Annotated in this window: 11 protein-coding genes; 9 read left to right on the plus strand and 2 right to left on the minus strand. The window is 65.9% G+C overall.

Features of this window, described 5'->3' with window-relative positions; all coding sequences use genetic code 11:
* The first annotated feature begins 108 nt into the window (after positions 1–108).
* The 7 genes from E8F20_RS12740 to E8F20_RS12770 all read left to right on the plus strand — a co-directional run bounded on the left by E8F20_RS12740 (position 109) and on the right by E8F20_RS12770 (position 7734).
* Positions 109–1194, plus strand: coding sequence for an ABC transporter ATP-binding protein (locus E8F20_RS12740; RefSeq protein ID WP_280284032.1), 1086 nt, complete (start codon positions 109–111; stop codon positions 1192–1194).
* A gap of 1 nt (position 1195) precedes the next feature.
* Entirely contained in the window at positions 1196–2110 is a 915-nt protein-coding gene (locus E8F20_RS12745) for an ABC transporter permease (protein WP_028631101.1), read from the plus strand.
* Positions 2110–2901 carry an ABC transporter permease gene (locus E8F20_RS12750; protein WP_028631102.1) on the plus strand — a complete coding sequence of 264 codons (792 nt, stop codon included), beginning with the start codon at positions 2110–2112 and terminating at the stop codon, positions 2899–2901. Before E8F20_RS12745 ends, E8F20_RS12750 begins: the two co-directional genes overlap by 1 nt.
* A 49-nt stretch (positions 2902–2950) precedes the next feature.
* Entirely contained in the window at positions 2951–4003 is a 1053-nt protein-coding gene (locus E8F20_RS12755; protein WP_280284033.1) for an extracellular solute-binding protein, read from the plus strand.
* Positions 4004–4364: 361 nt separating this feature from the next.
* Positions 4365–5561 carry an amidohydrolase family protein gene (locus tag E8F20_RS12760; RefSeq protein WP_280284034.1) on the plus strand — a complete coding sequence of 399 codons (1197 nt, stop codon included), beginning with the start codon at positions 4365–4367 and terminating at the stop codon, positions 5559–5561.
* 2 nt (positions 5562–5563) lie between these two features.
* Positions 5564–7078 carry an amidohydrolase family protein gene (locus tag E8F20_RS12765; protein WP_280284099.1) on the plus strand — a complete coding sequence of 505 codons (1515 nt, stop codon included), beginning with the start codon at positions 5564–5566 and terminating at the stop codon, positions 7076–7078.
* A complete protein-coding gene (locus E8F20_RS12770; RefSeq protein WP_280284035.1) occupies positions 7072–7734 on the plus strand; it encodes a flavin reductase family protein in 663 nt (220 codons plus the stop codon). Before E8F20_RS12765 ends, E8F20_RS12770 begins: the two co-directional genes overlap by 7 nt.
* A 99-nt stretch (positions 7735–7833) precedes the next feature.
* Here the strand turns inward: E8F20_RS12770 and E8F20_RS12775 are convergent, their stop codons facing one another.
* Positions 7834–8745 carry a LysR substrate-binding domain-containing protein gene (locus E8F20_RS12775; RefSeq protein WP_280284036.1) on the minus strand — a complete coding sequence of 304 codons (912 nt, stop codon included), beginning with the start codon at positions 8743–8745 and terminating at the stop codon, positions 7834–7836.
* 111 nt (positions 8746–8856) lie between these two features.
* Between E8F20_RS12775 and E8F20_RS12780 the strand changes: the two genes are divergently transcribed.
* Positions 8857–9705, plus strand: a complete 849-nt coding sequence (locus E8F20_RS12780; RefSeq protein ID WP_280284037.1) for an EamA family transporter — start codon at positions 8857–8859, stop codon at positions 9703–9705.
* Positions 9706–9820: 115 nt separating this feature from the next.
* On the opposite strand, the gene E8F20_RS12785 is transcribed toward E8F20_RS12780, so the two are convergent.
* Entirely contained in the window at positions 9821–9979 is a 159-nt protein-coding gene (locus E8F20_RS12785) for a YqaE/Pmp3 family membrane protein (RefSeq protein WP_003084988.1), read from the minus strand.
* A 116-nt stretch (positions 9980–10095) separates the two neighbouring features.
* On the opposite strand from E8F20_RS12785, the gene E8F20_RS12790 reads away from it, so the two are divergent.
* A complete protein-coding gene (locus E8F20_RS12790) occupies positions 10096–11559 on the plus strand; it encodes a sigma 54-interacting transcriptional regulator (protein WP_280284038.1) in 1464 nt (487 codons plus the stop codon).
* Positions 11560–11574 lie beyond the last annotated feature (15 nt).

Raw genomic sequence — 11574 nt, forward strand, 5'->3', positions numbered from 1 at the left:
CTGCGGGAAACAGGCAAGCAGAAAAACCCGGTTGCGTTGTCAGCATAATCCGAGTATTTCTAGATTGCATTCAAATTTTGCATACAAAAACAAGGGGAATGCACCATTATGAAGCATACATCCTCCATCGAGGTGCAACGCGTCAGCAAGCGCTACACCGAAGACCCCGAAGTGGCGCCGGCGCTCGACGATGTCTCGGTCAGCATCCGCCACAACGAGTTCTTCACCCTCCTCGGCCCTTCCGGTTGCGGCAAGACCACCTTGCTGCGCTCCATCGCCGGTTTCGAGCAGGTCACCTCCGGCAGCATTCAGATTGGCGGGCAGCGCGTGGATCAACTCCCGCCCTACAAGCGCCGCGTCAACACCGTGTTCCAGAACTACGCGCTCTTCCCGCACATGAGCGTGGCCGAGAATATCGCCTTCGGCCTGGAGATGCAGGGGCTGGAGCGCGGCGCCATTCCCGCGCGGGTCAAGGAGATGCTGGCCCTGGTGCAAATGGAACACCTGGCCCGGCGGCGCCCCGCCGAACTCTCCGGCGGCCAGCAGCAGCGCGTGGCCCTGGCCCGTGCGTTGGCACCGCGCCCGGACGTACTGCTGCTGGACGAACCCCTCTCCGCGCTGGACCTCAAGCTGCGCAAGGAAATGCAGGTGGAGCTCAAGCGCGTGCAGCAGGAAGCCGGCATCACCTTCATCTTCGTCACCCACGACCAGGAAGAAGCGCTGACCCTCTCCGACCGCATCGCGGTGATGTCCGTCGGCAAGATCCTGCAGATCGGCACCCCCAACGACATCTACGAACGTCCGCAGCACCGCTTCGTTGCCCACTTCATCGGCGACATCAACTTCCTGCCCGGCAACCTCACGCGCTGTGCGCAGAACGGCAGCCTGTTCCAGCCCGAGGGTTTGTCGGTGGAAATCCCCTGCGCGCCCTCGACTCTGGACGCCGGCCAGGTGCAACTGGCCTTCCGCCCTGAGCGCTCGAAACTGGTGGCCCCGTCCGAACCGCATCACCTGCGTGGCGTGGTCGAAGCCGTGCTTTACGTCGGCACGGCCACGCTCTACCAGTGCCGCCTGGCCAACGACGTCAAAGTGATGCTGCGCGAAAGCAACGAAGGCGCGACCAGCGCCCGTCCCGTGGGCTCGCCGGTGGCGGTGCATCTGCCGCCGCACGCCTGCCTGCTGATGGAGGCCTGAGATGAGCGTCAGCGCCACTTCCCCCAGCCTCAACCGGCTGTTGTTGCTGTCGCCGGTACTGCTCACCCTGCTCTGCCTGATTGCCATTCCGCTGGGCATCATGGGCTATATCAGCCTGCTGCCGCGCAACCTCTACGGCGGCGTGGACTGGAGCGCCGACTGGCAGTGGCAGAGCTACACGCAGCTGTTCTTCCAGGAAGACTTCGACGGCAACCTGGAACTGAACTGGGTCTACGCCCAGGCGCTGCTGCGCTCGGTGCTGCAGGCCGGTGGCACCACGCTGCTGTGCTTCCTCGTGGGCTTTCCCGTGGCCCTGTGGATGACCAGCCTCAGCGAGCGCTCGCGCAACATCATGGTGCTGCTGATCACCATTCCCTTCTGGACCAACCTGCTGATTCGCAACTACGCCTGGCTGATCATCCTGCGCGAGCACGGCTGGCTGGCGCAGAGCCTCAATGCGCTGTTCCCGCAGGCCGGCGGCATCACCCTGCTGTACAACGATTTCGCCGTGGTCGTCGGGCTGGTCTACAGCTTCCTGCCGTTCATGATCCTGCCGATCTACTCCACCCTGGAGAAGCTCGACTGGCGCCTGGTGGAAGCCGCCTACGACCTCGGTGCCAACCGCGCCAAAGCCCTGCGCCGGGTGATCCTGCCGCTTTCCATGCCGGGCGTGGTGGCCGGTTCGCTGCTGGTGTTCGTGCCGAGCCTCGGCGCCTTCATCACCCCCGCCATCCTCGGCGGCGGCAAGACGCTGATGATCGGCAACCTGATCCAGCAGCAGTTCGGCACCGCACGCAACTGGCCGCTGGGCAGCTCGCTGTCCTTCCTCCTGCTCGGGCTGATGCTGCTGGCCCTGGTGCTCTACGCCCTCTACGCCAAGAAAGCCGCCAAGGCCGTCCGCCAGGGAGCCCGCTGATGATCGCCTCTCACCTGAAAAAGTTGCCACTGACCCGCGAAACCAGCCTGCTGGTACTGGCCTACCTGTACCTGCCGATCCTGGTGCTGATCGCCTACAGCTTCAACGCCAACCGCACCGCCACGGTGTGGACCGAGTTCTCCTTCGCCTGGTACGGGCGCATTCTCGCCAACCCGTCGATCCAGGCGGCGGCGCTGAACTCGGTGATCGTCGCCAGCATCGCCACCGTCTGCGCCACCGCCATCGCGCTGCTCGCGGCACTGGCCACCTACCGGCCCTTCTACGGGCAGAAGATGGTGGAAGGCGGCATCAACCTGCCGCTGATCCTGCCGGAGATCGTCACGGCGGTGGCCACCCTGCTGCTGTTCATGGCGCTCGGCATCAAGCTCGGCCTGCTGACGGTGATCATCGCCCACATCGGCTTCTGCATTCCGTTCGCCTACCTGCCGATTCGCGCGCGCCTGAACGACCTGGACAAGAGCCTGCTGGAAGCGGCCAACGACCTCTACGCCAACCCCTTCCACACCTTTCGCCGGGTAACCCTGCCGCTGCTGTTCCCGGCGGTGCTATCCGGCGCGGTGCTGGCGTTCGTGGTCAGCCTCGACGACTTCATCATGACCTTCTTCGTCGCCGGCCCCGGCTCGACCACGTTGCCGGTCTACATCTTCTCGGCCATCAAGGCCGGGGTAACCCCCGAGATCAACGCAATCTCGACCCTGATGCTGGTGATTTCCATCGTCCTGGTGGTGCTCTCCTTCTGGCTCGGCCAGCGGGGCAAACCCACCGCCTGATCCCTGTTCCACCTCTGCCCAACCTGTTCTTCAACCGGAGAGAAAAACAATGAAGTTGAAAGCATTGCGTCATGGGGTAGCCGGTCTGACCCTCGGCTGTTTCGCCGCCGCCTGCGCCCAGGCAGACGAGCCCAAGGAACTGTTCTTCTACAACTGGACCGACTACTACCCAGTGGAGCTGCTCGCCAAGTTCGAGAAGGAGACCGGCATCAAGGTCACCATGGACGGCTACGACAGCAACGAAACCTTGCTGGCCAAGCTGCAGGCCGGCGGCGCCGCCTACGACGTGATCGTGCCGTCGCACTCGATCATGCGCACCCTGATCGAGCAGGGCTACCTGCAGGAAATCGACGCGCCAAGCCTGCCGAACTTCGCCCATGTGAAACCGGCCTTCCGCAATCCCGAGTTCGATCCCGGCCGCAAATACTCGGCGCCCTACCTCTGGGGGACCACCGGCTTTTCCTACGACAGCGCACGGGTGCCGGGCGGCAAGCTGGACGAGTCCTGGAAGGAGTTCTTCGAGCCGCGTCCCGAACTGCAAGGCCAGCTCGCCGCGCTGGATACGCCGAGCAGCGTGATCAACGCCGCCAGCCACTACCTGGGCGTGGATGAATGCACCGAAAACCCGCAGGACGCCAAGCGCATCCTCGAGCTGCTGCAGAAGCAGAAGCCCTTCCTGAAGATGTACAGCTCCGACAACACCGTGGACCGCATGGCCTCGGGCGAGGTGATCATGATGCAAAACTGGAACGGCTCCACCGCCCGCGCCACGCTGCAGAAGAGCACCATCAAGTACGTCTACCCGCGTGAAGGCGTGGCCATGTTCCAGGACAACTTCGCCGTGCCGAAAAGCGCGCCGCACCCGGGCAACGCCAAGGTCTTCATCGACTGGATGATGAAGCCGGAAAACGCCGCCGCCGTGTCCAACGCCATCGCCTATGCCAACGGTATCGACAGCGACACGCTGCTGGATAAGAAGTGGCGCGTGATGGACGCCATCAACATGCCCGACGCCTACGCCGAGCGCCTGCGCCCCGAGAAGGAGTGCAGCAACCAGGCCCGCGAGCTGCAGGACCGCATCTGGTCCAAGCTCAAAGGCTGACGCCTTTTGGCCTTTGTAGGATGCGCTGGAGCGGAGCGAAACCCATCGATCCGAGCACCATCAGCATGGGTTTCGCAGGCTCTACCCACCCTACGTCCTGAGCCACGTCCGATGGCCTTTTGGCCTTTTGGCCTTTGCAGGATGCGGTGGAGCGGAGCGAAACCCATCGATCCGAGCACCATCAGCATGGGTTTCGCAGGCTCTACCCATCCTACGTTCTGAGCCACGTCCGATGGCCTTTTGGCCTTTGTAGGATGCGGTAGAGCGGAGCGAAACCCATCGATCCGAGCACCATCCGCATCGGTTTCGCTGAGCTCTACCCATCCTACGTTCGTCCACTTTCATGCGTTGAGAGGTCCCCATGACCGACACTTACTGGCTGCGCAACGTCCGCCCCTTCGGCGGTTCGGCTGAAGACTTCCTCATCCAGCACGGCCGCTTCGCCGAGCGCCGCCCGGCCAGCGGTGCGCCGTGTACAGACGGCGATATCGATGGCGCCGGACACCTGATGACCTGCGCCCTGGTGGAAAGCCACATCCACCTGGACAAGACCCTCTGGGGCCAACCCTGGCGCCCCAACAGCGCCGGCCCGACGCTCAAGGACTACATCGCTAACGAGCGCCGCGTGCTGCGCGAGGTCACCGCGCCCATCGCCGAGCGCGCCGGCGCGCTGCTGGAAAACTGCATCGCCCGTGGCTCGCTGACCATGCGCTGCCATGTGGATATTGACCCCGAATTCGGCCTGCGCCATGTGGAGGCCATGCAGGCCCTGCGCGAGCGCTACCGCGACCTGATCGACCTGGAGCTGGTGGTGTTCCCGCAGACCGGACTGGTCAGCCGCCCCGGCACCGCCGAGCTGATGCGCCAGGCCATGGGCCTGGGCGTGGAAAACGTCGGCGGACTCGACCCCTGCGGCATCGACAACGACCCCATCGCCCAGCTGGATATCGTCTTCGGCCTGGCCGCCGAGTTTGACCGGGGCGTGGACATCCACCTGCACGACAAGGGCGAGCTGGGCCTCTGGCAGATCGCCCGCATCGCCGACTACACCGAGCGCTTCAACCGCCAGGGCCGGGTGATGATCAGCCACGCCTATTGCCTGGGCATGGCGCCCTGGAGCCAGGTCAAGCCGCTGGCCGAGCGCCTGGCTGCACTGGATATTTCGCTGATGAGCTCGGCACCGGCCGACTGCTCAGTGCCGCCCTTCCTCGCCCTGCGCGAAACCGGCGTGAACCTCTGCCTGGGCTCCGACGGCATTCGCGACGCCTGGTCGCCCATGGGCAACGGCGACATGCTGGAGCGCGCCATGCTGCTGGCCTTCCGCTTCGACCTCGCCAAGGACGACGAGCTGGCCGCCGCCTTCGATGCCGCCAGCCAGAATGGCGCCAAGGCCCTCGGCCTGTCGGAACACGGTCTCACCCTCGGTACCCGCGCTGACTTCCTGCTGATGGATGCACAAAGCGTCGGCGAAGCCGTGGTGGCGCGGCCGACGCGCCAGGTCTACCGCGCCGGAAAGCTGATAGCAGCCCAGGGGCGCCTACTGGAGCGCCGTCTGTGAACATGCCGCGCATCGGCCTCAAGGCCAGTTGCGTGGTGGGCTTCGATGGCACTCGCCACGTGCTCTGGCGCGACGGCGAGGTGATCATCGAAGGCACCCGCATCCTCTTCGTCGGCCGGGGCTTTCCCGGCCCGGTGGATCAGTGGATCGACTACGGCAACGCCCTGCTCGGCCCCGGTTTCATCGACCTCGATGCCCTGGGCGATCTCGACTCCACCGTGCTGTGTCTCGACAACGGCAACGAGGCCGCCATGGGCCGCATGTGGTCGGCGGACTACCTCGCCCGCGGGCCGAAGGAGAGCTACCGCTTCGAAGAGGAAGTCTTCAAGTACCGCTACGCCTTCACCCAACTGATCCGCAACGGCATCACCACGGCCATGCCGATCACCTCCATGTACTACCGCGAGTGGGCCGAAACCTACGACGAGTTCGCGGCGGTCGCCGGTGTTGCCGGCGAGCTCGGCCTGCGCACCTACCTCGGCCCCTGCTATATGAGCGGCATGCAGTACCTGCGCGCCGACGGCAGCCTCGCCGAGCATTGGGACGAACCCCGTGGCCTGGCCGGGCTGGACGCCGCCGAACGCTTCTTCCGCGACTTCGACGGCGCTCACAACGGGTTGATTCGCGGCGCCCTGCTGCCAGACCGCATCCAGACCTGCACCCCGGCACTGCTGCAACGCACAGTCGCCCTCAGCCGCGAATTGACCGCCCCGGTGCGTCTGCACTGCTGCCAGGGACCTGGCGAAGTGGCGCTGGTGAAAACGCTGCGCGGCAAGGCGCCGCTGGCCTGGCTGGAGGAACTGGACCTGCTCGGCCCACGAACGCTGCTGCCCCATGGCATCTACATCGAAGGCGACGAGGACCTCGCGCGCCTGGCCAACAGCGGCAGCAGCCTGGTGCACTGCCCCGTCGTGTTCGCCCGCGACGGCGAAGCGCTGGACGCCTTCGGCCGCTACCGTGCCCACGGGGTGAACTTCGCCCTCGGCACCGACACCTGGCCAGCGGACCTGCTGGACAACATGCGCCAGGGCCTGAACATCGCCCGGCTCAAGGAAGGTGGCAGCGCGCAGACCAGCGCACTCGACCTCTACAACGCCGCCACCCTGGGCGGTGCCCGTGCACTTGGCCGCGACGACCTGGGCCGGCTCGCACCGGGCGCCTGCGCCGATATCACCGTGTTCAGCCTCGACGGCCTGCACCTGGGGCCGCTGTTCGATCCACTGAAGAACCTCGTCCTCGCCGGACGGGGCGACGACTGCATCGCCAGCTGGATCAGCGGCCGCTGCGTGATGGACGGCGGCCAAGTCAGCGGCGTCGATTATCGCGACCTGCAGCGTCAGGCCCAGCGCCAGTACCACAAGTTGATGCAGAGCCACGCCGACCGCGCCTTCGGCCAGCCCGACTGGCGCGACCTGTTCCAGCCGGCGATTCCCTTCGCCGATGCCTGGAGCGCAGAACGCCCGCTGTGCGCCTTCGCCAGCGAGCCCGACCAAAAACAAGAGAGAACGCCATGCTGAGCTTCGACTTCGCCCAACTGAGCCCGCGCGAGAAATACAAGATCCTCATCGGCAGCGTGGTGCCCCGGCCCATTGCCCTGGTCACCACAGTGGACGCCGAAGGCCGTGCCAACGCCGCGCCCTTCAGCTTCTTCAACGCCCTGTCCGCCGACCCGCCACTCCTCGCCCTGGGCGTGGAGAACCACGCCGACCTGACGCCGAAGGACACCACGCGCAACATCCTGCTGAACCAGGAATTCACCGTGAACATCGTCTCCGACGCGCTGGTGGAAGCCATGAACGTCTGCGCGGTGCCCTTCGAACCCGGCTTCGACGAACTGCTCGCCGCCGGGCTCACTGCACTGCCCGGAAGCCGTGTCGGCTGCCCGTACATTGCCGAAGCACCGGTCGCCCTGGAGTGCCGGCGAATGATGGGCCTGTCCATCGGCCAGTCGCGGGAAATAATCCTGGGCGAAGTGCTGATGGTGCATGTGCGTGACGAGCTGATCGACCCGAAAACGCTCTACATCGACCAGCTCGGCCTCGACGCCATCGGCCGCATGGGTGGGCATGGCTACGCCCGCACGCGGGAGTACTTCGACCTGCCGACGCGGTCGTTGCAGGCGTGGAAGGATGAGCCGGGGGCTGGCGAACGGGTTTGGCCGGAGCAGGCTTGATACAACCCTCACCCTGCCCTCTCCCAGAGGGAGAGGGGAGATTGTTTGTGCCAGGTTTCGCTACGAAGTCTTAATTGACCTGGCCATTTCAGGCGCGAGTCACCCCTCTACCTCCGGGAGAGGGGGCGGGGGTGAGGGAAATCCCGGCTCAGTGCCGCCGGCCACCTCAAAAAACGCCTTCACCACGCGCAACTCCCCATAGCGCTCCAGACACGCCAGGTAGTGCCGGCTGACCAGTCCCTCGCCTTTCAACGGAAGCGCCGCCACGCGCGGATCACGCGGGACTTCCAGCGAGTAGAGAATGCTCACCCCGAGCCCCGCGGCCACCGCCTCGATCACCGCCTCGCGGCTGTTCAGTTCCAGCGCCGCGCCCAGTTCCAGGCCCTGCTCCATGCAGGCCTTTTCGAAGGTGCGACGGGTCAGGGAGGCGGGCTCGCGTTGCAGCAGCACCTCGCTGCGCAGCTCACTCAGGGCCACGTCCTTGCGCATGCCGACCCAGGGATGCGCCACCGGCAGCAGCAGACACAGGCGCGCTTCGCCAATGGGTTGCAGCCGCAGGCCGGGGCGCTCGCTCATGTCGCTGATCAGCGCCAGGTCCACCCGCTCGCCGTTCAGCGCGGTGAGGGTTTCCTGGGTGTTGCCCAGGCGCAGGTTGATGGTCACGCCGGGGTGGCGCTCGCGCATCCGCGCCAGCAATGGCATCACCAGGTGCGGGCTGTCGGCGGCAAGGTCCAGGCGCCCGGATTCCAGCGCCTGGCTGGTATCCAGCAAGTCTTCGGCCTGTTCCGCCAGGGCGAACAGTTGGTGGCTGACGGCCGCCAGGCGCCGGCCCAGTTCGGTCGGTTCCACCTGGCGGGCGGAGCGGCGCAGCAGGCACACCTGGTAGTGCTCCTCCAGCGCCTTGATATGCCCGGTTACTGCTGGCTGGCTGATGCACAGGCGCTCGGCGGCGCGGGTGAAGCTGCCCTCGCGGACCACCGCATCGAAGGCGCGGAGCTGGAAGAGGTTCATGGCCACTCCATCAGTAGGACTTATTCGACGGATAACGATAAACGATTTGAATGATGGAACAATGAAGCCGCACGCTAGCCCGCATCTATCCCGCCATTACCGGAGCCCGCCGTGCTCACCGATACCGATCTCGCCACCCTGTTGGTGCTGCTGTCCGCACTGATGCACGCGGCCTGGAACGCGGTGATCAAATCCGGCAGCGACCGCCTCTCGTCGATGGCGCTGGTGGATGGCGTGGCCTTCTGTTTCAGCATCGCCCTGCTGCCCCTGGTGAGCCCGCCGCCGCTGGCGGTCTGGGGGCTGATCGGGCTGTCGGTGGTGGTCAACACCCTGTACCGCCTGCTGCTGATCCGCGCTTACCAGTACGGCGATTTCGGCCAGGTCTACCCGGTGGTGCGCGGCCTGCCGCCGCTGCTGGTGGCGCTGTCGGCCGGGCTGGTGTTCGGCGAACACCTGTCCGGCGCCATGCTGCTGGGCGTGGTGCTGATCTCGGTCGGCATCCTCAGCTTGCTCTCCACCCGCCTGGAGTCCCGGGCGCTGAAGGCGCTGGGCTGCGCGGCGCTGGCCGGTGCCGGGGTGGCGCTCTATACGCTGATCGACGCCCAGGGCGTGCGCCGCGCCGACAGCGTGCTGCAGTTCGTGGTTTACCTGACGCTGATGCAGAGCATGACCATCCCGCTGCTCGCCTGGGTGCGCCGCGGCCCGCTGGTGCTGCGCTTCGCTCGCGACAACTGGCGCATCGGCCTGTTCGGCGGCTTCAACTACTGCGTGGCCTACGGCTTGGTGCTGTTCGCCATGACCCTGGACAACGTGGCCAAGGTCGCCGCCCTGCGCGAAAGCAGCGTGATCATCGCCGCCATCATCGCCAGCCTGGTGTTCAAGGAGCCGTTCGGCATCCGCCGCATCCTCGCGGCCTGCGTGGTCACCGCCGGCATCCTGTTGATCAAGCTGGTGGACTGACGCCGCTCGATGGGTTTCGCTCCGCTCTACATCATCCTAAGAAGAACGCTGAGGTTCAGTGCGTAGGACGGGTAGAGCTTGCGAAACCCATAAATGGTGATCCGCCTGTCCCTTCCTACCGCTTGGCGATGATGTATACCGCGTGGACGATGCCGGGGATGTAGCCCAGCAGGGTGAGCAGGATGTTCAGCCAGAAGGCACCGCCGAAGCCCACCTGGAGGAACACACCCAGCGGTGGCAGGAGGATGGCGATGAGGATGCGGATAAGGTCCATGTGAAGCTCCTTGTGAGAAATGCCGTACGCCTGGTTACCGACCTTCGTACAGGCTAGGCGTTCATCGGGCGCACCTCCATAATCGCTGCCTGATGTTTCAGCCGGATGCCCCTGCCATGCCCATCGCCAGCGAAGACATCGACCAGAACGGTCTGGTCATCGGCGTCTCTCCCGAACGGTTCCGCGAAGTGGCCATGCCGCTGTTGTTCGATCACCTCAACGCCCAGTGCGAGGGCACCATTGCGGTGAATCGCCAGGCGCGGATCGTCTGGATCAACGACAAGTACGCCGAGAAAGTCGGCATCACGGACCCACGCAGCGTGCTCGGCAGGGAGATCGAGGAAGTCCTGCCGGCCAGCCGCCTGCGCGAAGTGGTGCAGAACGGCCAGCCGAGCATGCTCGACCTGATGGCCTTTGGCGATGAGCACTTCGTGGTCACCCGCATTCCCCTGCGCGACGAGGACGGCACCCTGGTCGGCGCCTTGGGCTTCGTGCTGTTCGACCGCGCCCGCCACCTGCAGCCGGTCATGGCCAAGTACAACCAGTTGCAGACCCAGCTGGCCGCCACCCAGCGCGAGTTGGCCAGGGCCCGCCGCGCGCGCTACACCATCGCCGGCTTCATCGGCACCAGCGCCGCCGCCAGCGAGGTGAAACGCCAGGCCCGCCGCGCCGCGCAACTGGATGCCACGGTGCTGCTGCGCGGTGAAACCGGCACGGGCAAGGAGCTGCTCGCCCAGGGCATCCACAACCTCTCGCTGCGGGCCAACGGGCCTTTCGTGGCGGTGAACGTGGCGGCCATTCCCGAATCCCTGGTGGAAGCCGAGCTGTTCGGCACCGCGCCCGGCGCCTTCACCGGTGCCGACAAACGCGCCCGAGCCGGTAAGTTCGAACTGGCCGACGGCGGCACGCTGTTCCTCGATGAGATTGGTGACCTGCCATTGCCGCTGCAGGCGAAGATGCTGCGCGTGCTACAGGAGCAGGAGGTGGAGCCGCTGGGTTCCAACCAGGTGAAGGCGCTGAACGTGCGGGTGATCGCCGCCACCCACGTGGACCTCGAAGCCAAGGTGGCCGCCGGGCAGTTCCGCGAGGACCTCTACTACCGGCTCAACGTCCTGGCCCTGCGCCTGCCGCCCTTGCGCGAACGGCGCGAGGACCTGCCAGCGCTGATCGAACACCTGCTCGACGACATCGCCAGCCGCTCCGGCCAGCCTCCCCTGGAGCTGGCCGACGACGCCCTGCACCTGCTCCAGGCCCAGCCCTGGCCGGGGAACGTGCGCGAGCTGCGCAACTTGCTGGAGCGCGCGCAGATGAGCAGCGATGCCAGCCCACTTAGCACCAGCGCCCTGCGCCCACTGCTGGTAGACCCGCTGCCAGCCGGCGCTGCCATTGCACCCTCGGCACCCGCACCAGCGCCTGCCAGCGGCGAGATTCGCCACCTGGCCGACAGCGTGGCCGCCGCCGAACGCCAGGCCATCCTCGCCGCCCTCGCCGCCTGCAACGGCAATCGCACCCAGGCGGCCGAGCGCCTCGGCATCGCTCGGGCGAGCCTGTACAACAAGTTGCAGGTGCACGGACTGTAGGGGCTATTTCTGTAG

Origin of the sequence: Pseudomonas sp. BN415 (assembly GCF_029871195.1) — a bacterium.
Classification (GTDB): Bacteria; Pseudomonadota; Gammaproteobacteria; order Pseudomonadales; family Pseudomonadaceae; genus Metapseudomonas; species Metapseudomonas resinovorans.

Coding starts and splice junctions, on each gene's coding strand:
- E8F20_RS12755 (WP_280284033.1), top strand. CDS start 2,951: ATGAAGTTGAAAGCATTGCGTCATGGGGTAGCCGGTCTGACCCTCGGC.
- E8F20_RS12775 (WP_280284036.1), bottom strand. CDS start 8,745: ATGAACCTCTTCCAGCTCCGCGCCTTCGATGCGGTGGTCCGCGAGGGC.
- E8F20_RS12785 (WP_003084988.1), bottom strand. CDS start 9,979: ATGGACCTTATCCGCATCCTCATCGCCATCCTCCTGCCACCGCTGGGT.
- E8F20_RS12745 (WP_028631101.1), top strand. CDS start 1,196: ATGAGCGTCAGCGCCACTTCCCCCAGCCTCAACCGGCTGTTGTTGCTG.
- E8F20_RS12770 (WP_280284035.1), top strand. CDS start 7,072: ATGCTGAGCTTCGACTTCGCCCAACTGAGCCCGCGCGAGAAATACAAG.
- E8F20_RS12760 (WP_280284034.1), top strand. CDS start 4,365: ATGACCGACACTTACTGGCTGCGCAACGTCCGCCCCTTCGGCGGTTCG.
- E8F20_RS12750 (WP_028631102.1), top strand. CDS start 2,110: ATGATCGCCTCTCACCTGAAAAAGTTGCCACTGACCCGCGAAACCAGC.
- E8F20_RS12765 (WP_280284099.1), top strand. CDS start 5,564: ATGCCGCGCATCGGCCTCAAGGCCAGTTGCGTGGTGGGCTTCGATGGC.
- E8F20_RS12740 (WP_280284032.1), top strand. CDS start 109: ATGAAGCATACATCCTCCATCGAGGTGCAACGCGTCAGCAAGCGCTAC.
- E8F20_RS12790 (WP_280284038.1), top strand. CDS start 10,096: ATGCCCATCGCCAGCGAAGACATCGACCAGAACGGTCTGGTCATCGGC.